This window comes from Rhodococcus koreensis (assembly GCF_900105905.1).
GTDB lineage: Bacteria > Actinomycetota > Actinomycetes > Mycobacteriales > Mycobacteriaceae > Rhodococcus_F > Rhodococcus_F koreensis.
The window spans coordinates 2,454,374-2,468,791 of the sequence record NZ_FNSV01000005.1 but is presented as its reverse complement, the minus strand read 5'-3'; the positions used below and the strand labels follow the sequence as shown (position 1 = coordinate 2,468,791).

Sequence of the window (14,418 nt, the reverse complement as noted above, 5' to 3'; positions counted from 1 at the left end):
GGTGCGACCACTCTATCTGCGCGCCGCCGTTTCGTGACGCGCAGATTCGGGTTCTAGCCCGGGCCGGCGCCGTCCTCGCCGGTGACGGTGCGCGACTCGTACGCCGCGCGAGCCGACTTGTCCGTGGACCGCACCTGGTCGGGAACCATCCGCCGGACCGCGAAGTCGCGGGCGAACTGGGGAAACACGGTGACCAGCCGGGCCAGCGGCCCGACGTACCAGGGGATGGTCACTTCGAACCGGGGACGCCGGATCGCCGCGACCACCGCCTTCGCGACGTCGGCCGGCGTCAGCAGTTTGGCCGCACCCGTCGCCGTCCCGGCCGCGAGTTCGGTGTCCGCGACCCCGGGCATGATCACCGAGATCTGCACACCCGAACCGCGCAGTTCCTCGCGGACCCCGGTCAGGTAGCCGAGAACCCCGTGCTTGGTGGCGGCGTACGTCGACTCGCCGGGCGGTGCGACCTTGGACGCCGCCGACGCCACCGTGATGATCTGGCCGCGGCCCCGCTCACGCATCGCCGGGGCTGCCAGACGCACTCCCCGGATGACCCCGTGCAGGTTCACCGCGAGCTGCCGTTCCGTCGCGGACTCGGGTTCCTCGTCGAAGCTCCCGACCCACATGACGCCCGCATTGTTGACGAGCACGTCGAGCGGTCCCCAGTGATCCTCGACGGCGGCGAGGAACGCCGTGAACGACCCGGTGTCGATCACGTCCAGTTCGAGGCCCTCGACCGTCCCGCCCGCCCGGCCGAGTTCGTCCGCCGTGCGCCGGGCCGCGGCACCGTCGACGTCGCCGATCGCGACCCGCGCGCCTGCGACGGCCAGCTGTCGGGCGATCTCCCTCCCGATTCCCCTCGCGCCGCCGGTCACCGCGATCACGCGGCCGTTCATCGAACTCGAAGTCATGGACACGGCTCCCTCCCCGTCGGGGTGAAAAGTACCGCATGTGACACGTGCGGTGGCGGCGTCGACAATGTCCGCATGAGCAAAGACCGTCCCGCCCCGGAAGCCCCTGCGCCGCTGTTCCCGCTCGTCGACTCGCACACGCACCTCGACGCGTGCGGTGCCTCGGACGCGGCGAGTGTCACGGCGATCGTCGACCGGGCGGCCGCGGTGGGGGTCGAACGGGTGGTCACGGTGGCCGACGACCTGGCGGCCGCGCAGTTCGCCGTCGATGCCGCCCACTGGGATCCCCGCGTCTACGCGGCCGTCGCCATCCACCCGACCCGGGCGAACGTGCTCGACGACGTGACCAGGGCGGAGATCGAGCGGCTCGCCGGTGATCCCCGGGTGGTCGCGGTGGGGGAGACGGGGCTCGACTTCTACTGGCCGGGGAAACTCGACGGCTGCGCCACCGTCCCCGAGCAGACCGACGGCTTCCGCTGGCACATCGACCTCGCGAAGCGGCTCGGCAAGACGCTGATGATCCACAACCGGGAGGCCGACCAGGCGCTGCTGCAGGTGCTGCGCGAGGAGGGAGCCCCGGAGACGGTGATCTTCCACTGCTTCTCCTCGGACGCCGAGATGGCGCGCGAGTGCGTCGACGCCGGTTACGTCCTCAGCTTCTCCGGCACCGTCAGCTTCAAGAACGCGAAGGCCCTGCGGGAGGCGGCACCGCTGGTGCCGTCGGATCAGCTGATCGTCGAGACGGATGCGCCGTTCCTCACCCCGCACCCGTTCCGGGGCGCTCCCAACGAGCCGTACTGCCTGCCGTACACGGTCCGGGCGCTCGCCGAGATCCGCGGCGAGGACCCGGACGACCTCGCGAAGGCGTCCACCGCGACCGCCGAGCGCGTGTACGGCCTCCGGCCCGTGAGTGGGTAGCGAGTCCCTGGACTCGTCGGGCGCGCACAGGGCCGCAGGCCTTAAGTTGAAGTTTCAACCTAGAGAACTTAGGATCGTTGCCTGTTCAACCAATGGTCGTCCCGGTCGCGCGGGGACACCTCGATGAAAGGCGCATCCATGAACAACCCCGCAGTTCGGAACCTGGGAATTCTCGTCGCCCGCCTGGGCATCGGCGTCATCTTCCTCGCTCACGGCTGGCAGAAGGCGTTCACCAACGGCCTCGACGCCCAGACCGCCGGCTTCGAGGCCATGGGAGTTCCGCTTCCGGGCATCTCGGCGTTCCTCGCGACGTGGATCGAGCTGATCGGCGGCATCGCGCTCATCGTCGGCGCCGCAGTCCCGGTCTTCGGGATCCTGCTGTTCCTCGACATGGTCGGCGCGTTCTTCCTCGTGCACATCGACAAGGGCATCTTCGCGAGCGAGGGCGGCTACGAACTGGTCCTGGCGCTCGGCGTCGGGTCGCTGCTGCTCGCCGTCGTCGGATCGGGCCGCTTCGGTGTCGACGGACTGCTCGGCGACAAGCTGCCGTGGGCTGCGAAGGAACCCGCCACCGTCTGACCCCCGTGTGAGTGGCGAAGTGTGCCCCGGCACGCTTCGCCACTCACATGTCAGAGGACCTTGTTCAGGAAGTCCTGGGTGCGGGACTGCTGCGGGTCGCCGAAGATCTGCTCCGGAGTTCCCTCCTCCACCACGTACCCGTCGGCCATGAAGATCACCCGGTCGGACACCTCGCGGGCGAAGCCCATCTCGTGGGTGACCACGACCATCGTCATGCCGCCCTTCGCGAGGTCGCGCAGAACCTGCAGCACCTCGCCCACCATCTCGGGGTCCAGCGCGCTGGTGGCCTCGTCGAACAGCATGATGTCCGGGCTCATCGCCAGGGCCCGTGCGATCGCGACGCGCTGCTTCTGCCCGCCGGACAGGTTCGCCGGCTTCGCGTCCGCCTTCTCCGCCAGCCCGACCTGCTCGAGCAACCGCACGGCCGTCGCCCGCGCCTCCTCCTTGGAGGCCCGCTTGGTCTGCACGGGCGCGAGCATCACGTTCTCGATCGCCGTCATGTGCGGGAATAGGTTGAAGTGCTGGAACACCATCCCGATGTGTTGGCGCACCCGGTCGATGTCGATCTTGGGATTGCTCACGTCGAAGCCGTCGACGACGACGTTGCCGCCGGTGATGTCCTCGAGCCGGTTGAGGCAGCGCAGGAACGTGCTCTTGCCGGATCCCGACGGCCCGATCACGCACACCACCTCGCCGCTCGCGATGTCGACGTCGATGCCCTTGAGCACCTCGTTGTCGCCGAACGACTTCTTCAGGCCCTTCACCCGGATCTTCGGGTCGGCGGCCTCGGCCTTGTTGTCCGTCACCGGTGTCTCGGTCATCTGTTGATCCTCTTCTCGAGCCGGTTCGACAGCTTCGTCAGCGCCATGATGATGATGAAATACATCGCGCCGATGATCAGCCACATGTTGAAGGACTGGAAGTTGCGGGCGATGATGATCCGCCCGGTCTGAGTGAGCTCGGCGAGTCCGATCACGGACAGGATCGACGTGTCCTTCAGCGTGATCACGAACTGGTTGATGTAGGACGGGATCATCGTCCGCACGGCCTGCGGCATCACGACTTTCCGCATCGACTTCAGGTAGCTGATGCCGAGGCTCCGGGACGCTTCCATCTGGCCCTTGTCGACGGACAGGATGCCGCCGCGCACGATCTCGGCCATGTAGGCGCCTGCGTTGAGGCTCAGTGTGATGATGCCCGCGGTGAACGCCGACATCTGGAAGTCCAGCGCCGCCGGGATGCCGAAGTAGATGAAGAAGGCCTGCACCAGCAGCGGAGTGCCGCGGAACACGTCCACGTAGGTGGTGCCGATGCCGCGCAGGACGATGTTGGTCGATACCCGGAACAGGCCGAAGATCGCGCCGAGCACGAGCGCGATGGCGATCGAGACCACGGTCAGGACGATCGTCAGCCACAGACCCTCGAGTAGCAGCGGGTAGGTGCTCTTGATCAGGCCGAGGATCGAGTTGTCGTCGTCGGAGGCGTCGGCGTTGAGGTAGGTGTCGAGGATCTCGTCGTACTTGCCGCTCGCCTTCACGTTGGCGAGACCGGTGTTGAACTCCTGGAGGAGCTGCGCGTTCTGGCCCTTCGCGACGGCGAACCCGTAGCTGGCGCCGGGGACCTTGTCGGTGACGGTCTTGAACCCGTTGCCCTGCTTGATGCCGTAGGCGAGGACGGGGTAGTCCTCGAACACGGCGACCGAGTTACCGGTGCGGACCTCGTCGAACATGCTCGACGAGTCGGCGAAGTACTTGGTGGTGAACCCGTACTGGTCCTTGATGGACTCCGCGTACGTGGCGCCTTCGGTGCCGTTCTTGACGGCGACGGACTTGCCGCGCAGGTCCTCGTACGACGTGATCGAGTCGTTGGACTCGAGCACGCCCATCTGCACACCCGATTCGAAGTACGGGTCGGAGAAGTCGAACGTCGCCTTGCGGGCGTCGGTGATCGACATGCCGGCGATCATGCCGTTGGCCTGACCGCCCGTGACCGCCTGCAGTGCGGCGTCGAATCCGACGGCGTTGACCCGGTAGGTGAATCCCTGGTCCTCGGCGATGGCGGCGAGAAGGTCCATGTCGATGCCGACGAGTTTGCCGCTCTCGTCCTGGAACTCGAACGGGGCGAACGTGATGTCGGTGGCGATGGTGTAGTCGTTGCCCGGAGCGGGCTGCTGCGCGACGGCGATGCCGGGCGCGACGAGTGTGACGAGCAGCGTGAGCGCGGCGATCACCGCGGGCACTCTCGGACGTCTGACGAGTCTCAGAAGTCGATCGGATCTGCTGCGCACGGAACCCCAGCTTTCTTGTCAGTAATGCCCGGTCGCTTCCGGGCTTCTTGGTGCAAGTCGCAAGATACTGCGTTTCGAGGGTGGTCCGGACCAGAAGCGATTGATCCCGGTAAAGCGAGAACTGTCCCCGATCTCAACCTTTTCGTGATCTAGGACGCAGGTCGTAGCGGCAAAGTTGCCAGACCATCGCCGATTCGTTACCGTACCGTGATCAAACGTCCGCCAGCCTTGGGAATTCATGTGTCGCCTCTAGCCAGAATCAACAACGCCAAATCGCCCCTTCTCTACGTAGTTGTCGCGGCACTGCTCGCGACGCTCGTCCTGGGCGGTGCGTTGGCAGTGGCACGGCACAAGACCGTCACGCTCGACGTCGACGGCGAGACCATCTCGCTCGGCACGATGGCGTCCGACGTCAGCGGCGCGCTCGACGACGCCGGATACACCGTCAGCGAGCGTGACGCGGTCGCTCCCGCGGCCGATGCGTCGATCTCCGACGGCGACACGGTGGTGTTGCGGCGGGCCCGCGAGATCGACCTCACCGTCGACGGGCAGCCCAAGACCGTGTGGACCACCGCGCTCACCGTCGACGACGCGCTGAAGCAGTTCGAACTCGCCGACGACGTCCACGTCTCGGCGTCCCGCTCCGAGCGTCTGCCGCTCGAGGGCACCTCGCTCGAGGTCGTCAACGCCAAGCTCGTCAAGGTCGCCGACGGCGGCGCCCCGCTCACCGACGTCCGCCTTGCCGCCCCCACCGTCGGCGAACTCCTCGCCGCCAACGGCGCCCCGCTCGAGCAGGCCGACACCGTCGTCCCCCCGGCCGACGCCCCCGTCGTCGAAGGTGCCGAGATCCACGTGACCCGCGACCGCACCGAGACCCGCACCGAGACGCTGCCCATCGCGCCGCCCGAGAACCGCGTCGACGATCCCGCGCTCGACAAGGGCAAGACCGTCGTCGAGAACCCCGGAGTTCCCGGCGAGCGCACCGTCACCGCCTCCGTGAAGACGGTCAACGGTGTCGAGGCCGGACGCCAGGAGCTCAGCTCGCAGGTGCTCCGCGAGCCCGCACCCGCGCTCGTCAAGGTCGGTGTGAAGGAACTCGCCATCTCCAACGCCTCCACCTGGGATTCGATCGCGCACTGCGAGGCCACCGGCAACTGGGCCATCAACACCGGCAACGGATTCTTCGGCGGACTGCAGTTCACCCAGAGCACCTGGGAGGCGTTCGGCGGAACCCAGTACGCCTCCCGCGCCGACCTCGCCTCCCGCGAACAGCAGATCTCCGTCGCCGAGAAGGTCCAGGCGGCGCAGGGCTGGGGCGCATGGCCCGCCTGCACCAGCAAGCTCGGACTCCGCTGACGATCTGAAGTAAAGGAACCCGATGTCACCCTTCGCGAAGATCAACTCGGCTCGCTCGCCGCTGCTGTACACCGTGGTGGCCCTGCTTCTCGCCACGCTGATCGCCGGCGGAGTGATGGCCGTGGTCCGGCACAAGAACGTCACCCTCGACGTGGACGGCGAGACGATCTCGCTGAGCACCATGACCACGAGCGTCGACGCCGCCCTGGCCGACGCGGGGTATTCGGTCACCGACCGCGACGCGGTGGCGCCGGAACGCGACGCGACCCTGTCCGACGGGGACACCGTGGTTCTGCGCCGCGCGCGTGAGGTGTCGCTGACGGTGGACGGGCAGCCCAAGACGGTGTGGACGACCGCGCTCACCGTCGAGGATGCGCTGAAGCAGTTCGATCTCGGCGAGGACGTGCACGTGTCCGCGTCCCGTTCGCAGCGACTTCCGCTCGACGGCGCCGCACTCGACGTGCTCAACCCGCTCGTCGTCAAGCTCGCCGATGGTGCGCTTCCGGTCGCCGACGTGCGCATGGCCGCGCCGACGGTCGGGGACTTCCTTGCCGCGCACGGTGCGCCGCTCGAGCAGGCCGACACCGTCGTCCCGGCCGCGGGCACTCCGCTGACCGAGGGGATGGACGTCACCGTCACTCGCGACCGCACCGAGACGAAGGTCGAGACGGTGCCGCTGGCTCCGGCGGAGCAGCGGATCGAGGACCCGACGATGAACAAGAGTCGCACCGTCGTCGAGAGTCCGGGACTGCCCGGCGTCCAGGACGTCACGTTCGCGGTCAACACCGTCAACGGCGAGGAAGTCGGACGCAACCAGGTGTCCGCGACGGTCACGACGCCGGCTCAGCCGAAGGTGATCCGCGTCGGCGCGAAGCCGGGCACCGAGGTGCCGCCCGTCGAGAACGGTTCGGTCTGGGACGCCCTCGCGCAATGCGAGGCCACCGGCAACTGGGCCATCAACACCGGCAACGGATTCTTCGGCGGCGTCCAGTTCGACCAGAACACATGGGAACGTCAGGGCGGCCTCAAGTACGCACCGCGCGCCGACCTCGCCACCCGCGAGGAGCAGATCGCCGTCGCGTCGCAGACGCAGAAGACGCAGGGCTGGGGAGCGTGGCCGTCGTGCTCGGGCAGGCTCGGCGTGCGTTAAAGTTCGGCTGGTGTCCGAAGCCGAAGTACCCCCCGTCGCTCGAGGTCAGGCCGCACTGCTCGGCCCCGCCGAGGTGCGTGCGTTAGCCGAGGAGTTCGGTGTGCGCCCCACCAAGCAGCTGGGGCAGAACTTCGTGCACGACGCCAACACGGTCCGGCGCATCGTCGCGACCGCCGGAGTGGGACGTGACGACACCGTCCTCGAGGTCGGCCCGGGGCTCGGTTCGCTGACGCTGGCGCTGCTCGACGTCGTCGACAAGGTGATCGCCGTCGAGATCGACCCCAACCTCGCCGCACGACTCCCGGTCACGGTCGCCGACCGTGCCCCGGAACTCGCGGACCGGCTGACCGTGGTCGGCGCGGACGCGATGCGGGTCAAGCCGTCCGAGATCCCCGGTCAGCCCACGGCTCTCGTCGCGAATCTGCCGTACAACGTCGCGGTGCCCGTGCTGCTGCACCTGTTCTCCGAACTGCCCAGCCTGCGAACCGCACTGGTGATGGTGCAGGCCGAGGTGGCCGACCGCCTGGCGGCGTCCCCGGGCAGCAAGATCTACGGCGTGCCCAGTGTGAAGGCTAATTTCTTCGGCGCCGTTCGACGTGCCGGCGCGGTCGGCCGGGCGGTGTTCTGGCCCGTCCCGAAGGTCGAGTCGGGTCTGGTGCGCATCGACCGGTACGCCGAACCGCCGTGGCCCGTCGACGACGAACACCGCCGCCGCGTGTTCGCCGTCATCGATGCGGCTTTCGCTCAGCGCCGCAAGACTTTACGAGCCGCTCTCGGTGGTTGGGCGGGATCACCCGTCGAGGCCGAGCGACGACTGCTCGAGGCAGGCATCCCACCGTCCGCCCGCGGCGAGACTCTCGACGCCGCGGCCTTCGTGCGTCTTGCCGCCACCCGCCCGTGAGTACTTGTCAACCGCGGGCGGTTGACAAGTACTCACGGGCGGGAGCCGCACCCTGGGGGAGACAACCGACCGGATGTGTGGTTCACTATTGGAGGTCGTAAGTTTTGTGTTTGTGTTTCCCACGCTCGCAAATCGATGGTTGCGAGCGTTTGGACGTCCTCCACAGGAATTGTCATAGACGGTCGTGTTCAATGACCCAGGTAACCGAGCCGGTTGCCTGAAGAAGTTACTGTGTTAGAGGAGATTTACATGGCAGAGGGCATCGTGAAGTGGTTCAACTCCGAGAAGGGGTTCGGCTTCATCGCCCCCGAGGACGGCAGCGCTGACGTGTTCGTCCATTACTCGGAGATCCAGAGCGGCGGCTTCCGCACGCTCGAGGAGAATCAGCGTGTTTCGTTCGAGATCGGCCAGGGCAACAAGGGCCCGCAGGCCACCGGCGTCACCCTGATCTGAGAACGGCCATGACTTCCCGGTTCGCCGGGACATGACGTTCGAGCAAGGCCCCACTCGTCACGGAGTGGGGCCTTGTCTCGTCTCCACACGCCGTCGCTGCTAGGCCGATCTGAGGTGCGCGGCCTGGTACCCGAGATTCATGGCGCAGACCAGCCAGAGTTGCAGCGCCGAACTCTCCGACGGCCCGAACAGTCCGATCACCGCAGCGGCTCCGAGGGCCGCGGCGACGAAGAACGTGGCCGTTCCGAGTGCCCGCCGGGGCCTCGACGAGAAGATCACCGTTCCCGTCACGAAGAGCGCCCACAGCGTGGTGGAGACGATGGCGGCGGCGACGAACCAGGCCGCCGAATACCTGCCCGGCCACGTCCACGGCTGCGCTCCGTTGTCCAGTGTGCAGACGAACGCCAACGAGAACGCCATGATCACCACGGTGGCGCCCCCGAGCGCCAGGTGGCCCCCGACCAGCACCTTCCCGACTGTTCCCGCCCCCGCAGGCGCCCGCGCGCGACCCTCCTCGACAATCGTGTGCTGCATCCCCGACTACCCCGGCCTTTCGTTGTCGTCACCTGGTTGGACGCCGCGCAGGACCGTTCGGTTCCACGGGATTTTCGGTCCGCGGTGACGGCTGAACGGCGTCTCGGTCAGGCGTTACCGTAGCGGTCGGCGAAGAGGCGGTGACGCTCACCCACCCGTCGGCACTCTTCGCGCAGCTCAGGTGGGTCGAGGACGGTGAAGTCGACGCCGAATGCGCTGAGCCAGTTGGCTATCGACGGCACCGAATCGCCGCCGAGCGCGACCGCGCACTGGCCGTCGGGCATCTCTTCGAGAGTTCCCCAGTCTTCGTGCACGAGGACCGCCATCTCGTCGATCGACGCGTGCAGCAGCACTCGTGCGCGGATCCGGGTGACGGCGCGGTTGATTCCGCGTGCGACGAACTCGGCAGCGCCGCCGGGCGGCAGTTCGCGGGGCGTGAACCGTGGTCCCGTCGGGATCTTGGGTGTCAGGCGGTCCACCCGGAACGACCGCCAGTCGGCGCGGGTGAGGTCCCAGGCGACGAGGTACCAGCGCAGTCCGGAGCGCACGAGCCGGTACGGCTCCACTTCGCGGCGGCTCTCGGTGCCGTCGTGGGTGCGGTAGTCGAACCGGAGTCGCTCGTGGTTGTGGCAGACCGACGCGACGGCCGACAGGACCTGCGCGTCGACGGCGCTCTTCGCGGGCTCGCGGTGGACGACGTCGACCTGCAGCGCCTCGAGGCGGTGCCGCAGGCGGGACGGCATCACCTGCCGGAGTTTGGTGAGTGCTCGCATCGACGCCTCGCCGATGCCGACCACGGAGCCGGTGGCGCCGGATTGGAGGCCGAGCGCGACGGCCAGTACTTCCTCGTCGTCGAGCAGCAGGGGCGGCATTTCCGCGCCGGCGCCGAGTTGGTACCCGCCGCCGACCCCGACCGTCGCGTCGACCGGGTAGCCGAGGTCGCGGAGTTTCTCCACATCTCGCCGGACGGTGCGCGGAGTGATGCCGAGCCGGTCGGCGAGTTCTGCCCCGGACCAGTCCTTTCGGGTCTGGAGCAGGGAGAGCAGCCGGAGGAGTCGTGCCGAAGTTTCCCGCATGCACCTCAGGATGCCATCGATAGAGGACATCTTCTGTCCTCTATCGGCGGGAGATAACGGTAAGTAACGATTTTCCCACCAGCCCCACGAGTGTCACTACACTGGCGCCGACGCTCCACGGACCATCGCATGAGTACTTCGTGAAAAATCCGACGGAAAGGTCTTAGCGTGACGCACTTCCGTGCTCGACCCATCACTTCGGCGGTCAGGGCGCTGCTCGCCGCAGTCATGACCACCGCCTTCTGCGTGGCGCTGGCGGTCTCGACCACCGCCACCGCGTCCGCCTCGGCGGCGGACCTCTTCAACAGCGCGCAGGGCAGATTCGCCGCGGGGGACACCCGCGGTGCCCTCGCGGACATCGGCGGCGCCGTCGCCGGAGAGCCCGGCGACACGAACGCGCTGGCGTTGCAGGCCATCTACGCCGACGCCGCGGGCGATCTGATTACCCGTGAGGCCGCGCTCGCCCGGCTGGGCGCGGCGGACGGCGGTATGCGCGCCGGCGTCGACGGGATGCTGAACGCGATCAGAATCGCCTCGTTCACACCCCCCAACCCACTTCCGGCAATCCAGGGTCCGTCCACCGCGATCATCGTCCTCGGGTTCGGTCTGCTCCCAGACGGCACGATGCGGCCGGAATTGGTCAACCGCCTGCAGGCCGCGATGGTCCAGTCGTGGGTCTCGCCGATGTCGCCGATCATCGTCACCGGCGGCAACCCGCAGAACGGCGTGACGGAGGCGGCCGCCATGCAGGGTTGGTTGCAGGCGCACGGTGTGCCTGCACAGCGCATCCACCCCGAGCATCGTGCCGGATCGACGGTCGGTAACGCGCTCAACTCGGTTCCGCTCGCCCGCTCGCTCGGTGCGGGCGGCGCGATCCTCGTGACGTCGGCCAACCACATCCGCAGGGCAACGGTCGATTTCAACGTCGCCGGACTGCCGGTGGTCGGGGCGATGAGCGCGATCACCAGCGCGGGTCAGCTGATCGCCGAATTCATGCCCCTGACCAAGGACCAGCAACTGGGCATGTACCGCGACGCGATCAGGGTGTTCGGCATCCCCGCCAGCTATTGACGCGACTGCGCGTCGCTGTCGGGCGGCGGGTGAGGCGGTCATGGGGAGACGGTCAGGGCGGCGCTGTGACGGGTTCGTGTCACGAGTGTTTCCGGGGTGAGAACGGCGGGGTAAGGACGGCGGCAGTTCCGGGGGTGGGCGGTGGCGGGGTGCAGTTCGTGGCAGTATTGCGACGCACCGACCGCAGGAGGACACATGCGCTTGTCGCCCCACGAGCAGGAGCGTCTGCTCCTGAGCTACGCCGCGGAACTCGCGCGTAGGCGCCGGCAACGCGGACTCGTGCTGAACCACCCGGAGGCCGTGGCCCTCATCACGGATCACATCCTCGAAGGGGCCCGCGACGGCCGGTCGGTGGCGGAGCTGATGGTGTCCGGCCGGGAGGTGCTCACCCGCGCCGACGTGATGGAGGGCGTCCCGGAGATGCTGCACGACGTGCAGGTGGAGGCCACGTTTCCGGACGGCACGAAGCTCGTCACCGTCCATGATCCGATCGCGTAGGGGTGACCGTGATTCCAGGTGAAGTCTTCTGCGCCGAGGGCGTGATCGAGCTCAACGAGGGTTCTCCCCGCACGGAACTCGCGGTGGTCAACACCGGTGACCGGCCGGTGCAGGTCGGTAGCCACGTTCACTTTCCGCAGGCCAACCACGCGCTGCAGTTCGACCGTTCCGCCGCCCACGGGCTGCGGCTGGACATTCCCGCGGGCACCGCGGTGCGTTTCGAACCTGGTATCGCGCAGACGGTTTCACTCGTGCCGCTGCGCGGGACCCGAGAAGTGCACGGGCTGAGCCTCACTCCTCCCGGAAAGCTGGACGCGTCATGACCGATCTCAGCCGCGCACGGTACGCGGAGCTGTTCGGTCCCACGACCGGCGACCGCATCCGGCTCGCCGACACCGACCTTCTGATCGAGATCACCGAGGACCGCAGCGGCGGACCGGGGCTGGCCGGTGACGAAGCGGTGTTCGGTGGCGGAAAAGTGTTGCGCGAGTCCATGGGCCAGGGTCGCGCCACCCGCGCCGAGGGCGCGCCCGACACGGTGATCACCGGCGTGGTGGTCGTCGACCACTGGGGAATCATCAAGGCGGACGTCGGCATTCGGGACGGACGCATCGTCGCGCTCGGCAAGGCGGGCAACCCCGACACGATGTCGGGCGTGCACCCCGATCTCGTGGTGGGCCCGTCCACCGAGATCATCGCCGGGAACGGCAAGATCCTCACCGCAGGCGGTATCGACTGCCACGTGCACTTCATCTGCCCGCAGATCATGGACGAGGCGCTGGGCGGCGGCATCACGACGATGATCGGCGGCGGCACCGGACCCGCCGAGGGCAGCAAGGCCACCACCGTGACCCCCGGTTCGTGGCACACCGCCCGGATGCTGGAGGCACTCGACGGCTGGCCGATGAACATCGCCCTGCTCGGCAAGGGCAACACGGTCAACTCCGAGTCGATGTGGGAGCAGTTGCGCGGCGGTGTCTCCGGGTTCAAGCTGCACGAGGACTGGGGTTCGACACCGGCGGCGATCGACGCGTGCCTCACCGTCGCGGACGCCGCGGGGGTGCAGGTCGCGCTGCACTCGGACACGTTGAACGAGGCCGGTTTCGTCGAGGACACGATCGCGGCGATCGCCGGACGTGCGATCCACGCCTATCACACGGAGGGCGCCGGCGGCGGCCACGCACCAGACATCATCACGGTGGCCGCGCACCCGAACGTCCTGCCCAGTTCGACCAATCCGACCCGGCCGCACACCGTGAACACCCTCGACGAGCACCTCGACATGCTCATGGTGTGCCATCACCTGAGCCCGAAGATCCCGGAGGACCTGGCGTTCGCGGAGAGCCGCATCCGGCCGTCCACCATTGCCGCGGAGGACCTGCTGCACGACCTGGGCGCCATCTCCATGATCGGCAGCGACTCGCAGGCGATGGGACGGATCGGCGAGGTGGTGCTGCGCACCTGGCAGACCGCGCACGTGATGAAACGCAGGCGGGGTTTCCTGTCCGGCGACAACGGCGCCGACAATCAGCGCGTCCAGCGCTACGTCGCCAAGTACACGATCTGCCCCGCCGTCGCACACGGGCTGGAGGACGAGATCGGGTCGGTCGAGGTGGGCAAACTCGCCGATCTGGTGCTGTGGGATCCGGCGTTCTTCGGGGTCCGGCCGCACGCGGTGATCAAGGGCGGGATGATCGCCTGGGCCGCGATGGGAGATGCCAACGCGTCCATACCGACTCCGCAACCGGTGCTGCCCCGTCCGATGTTCGGGGCGGCCCCCAAGGTGGCGGCCGCCACATCCGTGCACTTCGTCGCACCGCACGCCCTCGAGGACGGACTGGCGGATCGGCTGGACCTGAACCGGCGACTGGTGCCGGTCGCGAACGTGCGGTCGCGGGGCAAGGCCGACATGCCGCGCAACGACGCACAGCCGCGGATCGAGGTGGACCCCGACACGTTCACCGTCCGCATCGACGGCGAGGTGTGGGAAGAACAGCCGGCGGCGGAACTGCCGATGGCCCAGCGATACTTTCTGTTCTGATGCGCCTCGCTCACCTGATGTCGCTCGCCGACTCGCGGCTGCCCACGGGCGGTCACGTGCATTCGGGTGGCATCGAGGAGGCCGTCGCCAGCGGTGTCGTCCGCGACGTCGCCACGATGGAGGCGTTCCTGCGTCGCCGGATCCGGACCGCCGGGCTCGTCGGGGGATCGATCACCGCGGCGGTGTGCGCCGGCCGGCTCACCGCCGGACACGCCGACGCCGAGATGGATGCGCGAACCCCGTCCCCGGCGGCGCGGTCGTCGTCGCGGGCGCAGGGGAGAGGTCTGCTGCGGCTGGCCCGCACCACGTGGCCGGAGCACGACTGGTCGCCGGTCGGGACGCGTCCGCACCTGCCCGTGGTGTCCGGAGTGGTCGGATCCGTCACCGCGGTCGAACCACAGGAGGCGGCGCTGGTCTTCGTGTACACCACCATGACCGGGTGCGCGATCGCCGCGCAGCGTCTACTCGCTCTCGACCCCGCGCAGGTCGCCGCGTGCACGTTCGCGCTGGCCGACCTGTGCGACGACATCGCAGACCGGTGCGGCACCGGGCTGGCGAGCGTGTCCGACCCGTTCCTGGACGTCGTCGCCGAACGGCACGTTCTGCGGGACCGCCCCCTGTTCGTGTCGTGACACCGCTGTACCCA

16 protein-coding genes are annotated in these 14,418 nt (G+C 68.2%); 11 read left to right on the top strand and 5 right to left on the bottom strand.

Annotation, left to right across the window (positions count from 1 at the left end; all coding sequences use genetic code 11):
• Positions 1-53: 53 nt before the first annotated feature.
• Entirely contained in the window at positions 54-908 is an 855-nt protein-coding gene (locus BLV94_RS16155) for an SDR family oxidoreductase (protein ID WP_072941118.1), read from the bottom strand.
• Between the two features lie 75 nt (positions 909-983).
• On the opposite strand from BLV94_RS16155, the gene BLV94_RS16150 reads away from it, so the two are divergent.
• Complete coding sequence (locus tag BLV94_RS16150; protein WP_072941115.1) at positions 984-1,826, top strand: TatD family hydrolase; 843 nt, start codon at positions 984-986, stop codon at positions 1,824-1,826.
• 138 nt (positions 1,827-1,964) lie between these two features.
• Positions 1,965-2,405: a DoxX family protein gene (locus tag BLV94_RS16145; RefSeq protein ID WP_072941112.1), complete on the top strand. Its 441-nt coding sequence runs from the start codon at positions 1,965-1,967 to the stop codon at positions 2,403-2,405.
• Between the two features lie 50 nt (positions 2,406-2,455).
• Here the strand turns inward: BLV94_RS16145 and BLV94_RS16140 are convergent, their stop codons facing one another.
• Positions 2,456-3,226, bottom strand: coding sequence for an amino acid ABC transporter ATP-binding protein (locus tag BLV94_RS16140; protein WP_072941110.1), 771 nt, complete (start codon positions 3,224-3,226; stop codon positions 2,456-2,458).
• The gene (locus BLV94_RS16135) at positions 3,223-4,692 is read right to left on the bottom strand and encodes an amino acid ABC transporter substrate-binding protein/permease (RefSeq protein WP_371851550.1); all 1,470 of its coding nucleotides are present in this window, start codon (positions 4,690-4,692) and stop codon (positions 3,223-3,225) included. The genes BLV94_RS16140 and BLV94_RS16135 overlap by 4 nt, the downstream gene beginning before the upstream one ends.
• A gap of 240 nt (positions 4,693-4,932) precedes the next feature.
• Here BLV94_RS16135 and BLV94_RS16130 point away from each other — a divergent pair, with 240 nt between their 5' ends.
• The 4 genes from BLV94_RS16130 to BLV94_RS16115 all read left to right on the top strand — a co-directional run bounded on the left by BLV94_RS16130 (position 4,933) and on the right by BLV94_RS16115 (position 8,552).
• Positions 4,933-6,048, top strand: a complete 1,116-nt coding sequence (locus BLV94_RS16130; RefSeq protein WP_072941104.1) for a resuscitation-promoting factor — start codon at positions 4,933-4,935, stop codon at positions 6,046-6,048.
• A 22-nt stretch (positions 6,049-6,070) separates the two neighbouring features.
• Positions 6,071-7,198, top strand: a complete 1,128-nt coding sequence (locus tag BLV94_RS16125; protein WP_072941103.1) for a resuscitation-promoting factor — start codon at positions 6,071-6,073, stop codon at positions 7,196-7,198.
• A 10-nt stretch (positions 7,199-7,208) separates the two neighbouring features.
• Entirely contained in the window at positions 7,209-8,099 is an 891-nt protein-coding gene (gene rsmA, locus BLV94_RS16120) for a 16S rRNA (adenine(1518)-N(6)/adenine(1519)-N(6))-dimethyltransferase RsmA (RefSeq protein WP_072941101.1), read from the top strand.
• 249 nt (positions 8,100-8,348) lie between these two features.
• Positions 8,349-8,552, top strand: coding sequence for a cold-shock protein (locus tag BLV94_RS16115; RefSeq protein ID WP_005255446.1), 204 nt, complete (start codon positions 8,349-8,351; stop codon positions 8,550-8,552).
• A gap of 99 nt (positions 8,553-8,651) precedes the next feature.
• On the opposite strand, the gene BLV94_RS16110 is transcribed toward BLV94_RS16115, so the two are convergent.
• The gene (locus tag BLV94_RS16110; protein ID WP_072941099.1) at positions 8,652-9,086 is read right to left on the bottom strand and encodes a hypothetical protein; all 435 of its coding nucleotides are present in this window, start codon (positions 9,084-9,086) and stop codon (positions 8,652-8,654) included.
• Positions 9,087-9,193: 107 nt separating this feature from the next.
• Entirely contained in the window at positions 9,194-10,162 is a 969-nt protein-coding gene (locus BLV94_RS16105) for a helix-turn-helix transcriptional regulator (protein WP_072941098.1), read from the bottom strand.
• A 228-nt stretch (positions 10,163-10,390) separates the two neighbouring features.
• On the opposite strand from BLV94_RS16105, the gene BLV94_RS16100 reads away from it, so the two are divergent.
• The 5 genes from BLV94_RS16100 to BLV94_RS16080 all read left to right on the top strand — a co-directional run bounded on the left by BLV94_RS16100 (position 10,391) and on the right by BLV94_RS16080 (position 14,404).
• Positions 10,391-11,233 (top strand): YdcF family protein, encoded by an 843-nt coding sequence (locus tag BLV94_RS16100; RefSeq protein ID WP_072941226.1) that lies wholly within the window; start codon positions 10,391-10,393, stop codon positions 11,231-11,233.
• A 195-nt stretch (positions 11,234-11,428) separates the two neighbouring features.
• Positions 11,429-11,731, top strand: a complete 303-nt coding sequence (locus BLV94_RS16095; protein ID WP_005255454.1) for an urease subunit gamma — start codon at positions 11,429-11,431, stop codon at positions 11,729-11,731.
• Between the two features lie 8 nt (positions 11,732-11,739).
• Entirely contained in the window at positions 11,740-12,054 is a 315-nt protein-coding gene (locus BLV94_RS16090) for an urease subunit beta (protein WP_072941223.1), read from the top strand.
• Positions 12,051-13,772, top strand: coding sequence for an urease subunit alpha (locus tag BLV94_RS16085; RefSeq protein ID WP_072941096.1), 1,722 nt, complete (start codon positions 12,051-12,053; stop codon positions 13,770-13,772). Before BLV94_RS16090 ends, BLV94_RS16085 begins: the two co-directional genes overlap by 4 nt.
• On the top strand, positions 13,772-14,404 hold the full coding sequence (locus BLV94_RS16080; RefSeq protein WP_072941095.1) for an urease accessory protein UreF: 633 nt from the start codon (positions 13,772-13,774) through the stop codon (positions 14,402-14,404). Before BLV94_RS16085 ends, BLV94_RS16080 begins: the two co-directional genes overlap by 1 nt.
• Positions 14,405-14,418 lie beyond the last annotated feature (14 nt).

Excerpts from the sequence above, each read along its gene's own strand:
- BLV94_RS16155 (WP_072941118.1), bottom strand. The coding sequence starts at position 908 with ATGACTTCGAGTTCGATGAACGGCCGCGTGATCGCGGTGACCGGCGGC.
- BLV94_RS16150 (WP_072941115.1), top strand. The coding sequence starts at position 984 with ATGAGCAAAGACCGTCCCGCCCCGGAAGCCCCTGCGCCGCTGTTCCCG.
- BLV94_RS16145 (WP_072941112.1), top strand. The coding sequence starts at position 1,965 with ATGAACAACCCCGCAGTTCGGAACCTGGGAATTCTCGTCGCCCGCCTG.
- BLV94_RS16140 (WP_072941110.1), bottom strand. The coding sequence starts at position 3,226 with ATGACCGAGACACCGGTGACGGACAACAAGGCCGAGGCCGCCGACCCG.
- BLV94_RS16125 (WP_072941103.1), top strand. The coding sequence starts at position 6,071 with ATGTCACCCTTCGCGAAGATCAACTCGGCTCGCTCGCCGCTGCTGTAC.
- BLV94_RS16115 (WP_005255446.1), top strand. The coding sequence starts at position 8,349 with ATGGCAGAGGGCATCGTGAAGTGGTTCAACTCCGAGAAGGGGTTCGGC.
- BLV94_RS16110 (WP_072941099.1), bottom strand. The coding sequence starts at position 9,086 with ATGCAGCACACGATTGTCGAGGAGGGTCGCGCGCGGGCGCCTGCGGGG.
- BLV94_RS16105 (WP_072941098.1), bottom strand. The coding sequence starts at position 10,162 with ATGCGGGAAACTTCGGCACGACTCCTCCGGCTGCTCTCCCTGCTCCAG.
- BLV94_RS16100 (WP_072941226.1), top strand. The coding sequence starts at position 10,391 with ATGACCACCGCCTTCTGCGTGGCGCTGGCGGTCTCGACCACCGCCACC.
- BLV94_RS16095 (WP_005255454.1), top strand. The coding sequence starts at position 11,429 with ATGCGCTTGTCGCCCCACGAGCAGGAGCGTCTGCTCCTGAGCTACGCC.
- BLV94_RS16085 (WP_072941096.1), top strand. The coding sequence starts at position 12,051 with ATGACCGATCTCAGCCGCGCACGGTACGCGGAGCTGTTCGGTCCCACG.
- BLV94_RS16080 (WP_072941095.1), top strand. The coding sequence starts at position 13,772 with ATGCGCCTCGCTCACCTGATGTCGCTCGCCGACTCGCGGCTGCCCACG.